The 783-nt window shown below is 48.1% G+C and carries 1 protein-coding gene; it reads right to left on the bottom strand.

Annotation, left to right across the window (positions count from 1 at the left end):
- Positions 1–37: 37 nt before the first annotated feature.
- Positions 38–783 (bottom strand): outer membrane beta-barrel protein (locus tag ACRBG0_RS11235; RefSeq protein WP_431486983.1); only part of this gene is annotated, 746 nt, incomplete at its 5' end.

The following is a 783-nucleotide window of genomic DNA, read 5'->3' as shown; positions in this document are numbered from 1 at the left end:
CGGCTTTTTTTATTCCTGAATATATGTGATGGTGGCTTTATAACCGCACCTTCACCCCCATTCCAATACCAAAGTTGTGAATACGATCACGGTAAGGGCCGAGGCCATCGTTGAATAGTGGCAGCGAGTGGCGGTAGGTCGGTTGAACGAACATACTCCAATTAGGCGTCATGTAGCGTTCCAGGCCTACGCCGAAATCTGCGTAAAGGGTAGCATTTTGCCAAAAGGAACCTCCCTCTAGCCAGCCGGCAGTCAGAGCTTTGTTTTGCAGTGGTTCGGGCTTGTCTAGGGCTGATGAGCCTGAGTTGGCATTCGGGTTACGGGCAATACCTGCAAATTCTGCTTGATCAGTGAGGTAGTAGTTCGCATTCAGGATCAGGTTCACGCTGGCACCACCCTGAGCGTACATTCTCCATTTGTCGTGCAAAAGGAAATTATAACGGAAGTTGAGGGGAATATTAACGGTGTTGAGTTCAAAATCACGTAATCCCAGTCCGGTATAACCCTCTCTTAGTGTGCCTGTGACATAGACTGTAGGGATAGCTTGATAACGACGAACAGCATACATGGCACCTGTTTCTATTTCCCATTTGCCGTGTTCTACCCCAAGGGTGATACCTCCACTATAACCAAGAGAATAACGATCATAGGAGACGACAGAGCCGTCTTCCAGTTCTTGCGAAGGCGTAATGACCCGGTTGTAATCAGGAGAACCAGTAAAGCCAATTCGGAGAAAAGTTTTTCGCTCGACGGGGCGGATAAACTCTAGTAGTTCATTTGGGT

The sequence above is a fragment of the Lewinella sp. genome (genome assembly GCF_050633125.1).
Classification (GTDB): Bacteria; Bacteroidota; Bacteroidia; order Chitinophagales; family Saprospiraceae; genus Lewinella.
This window is presented reverse-complemented; position numbering and strand designations above follow the sequence as displayed.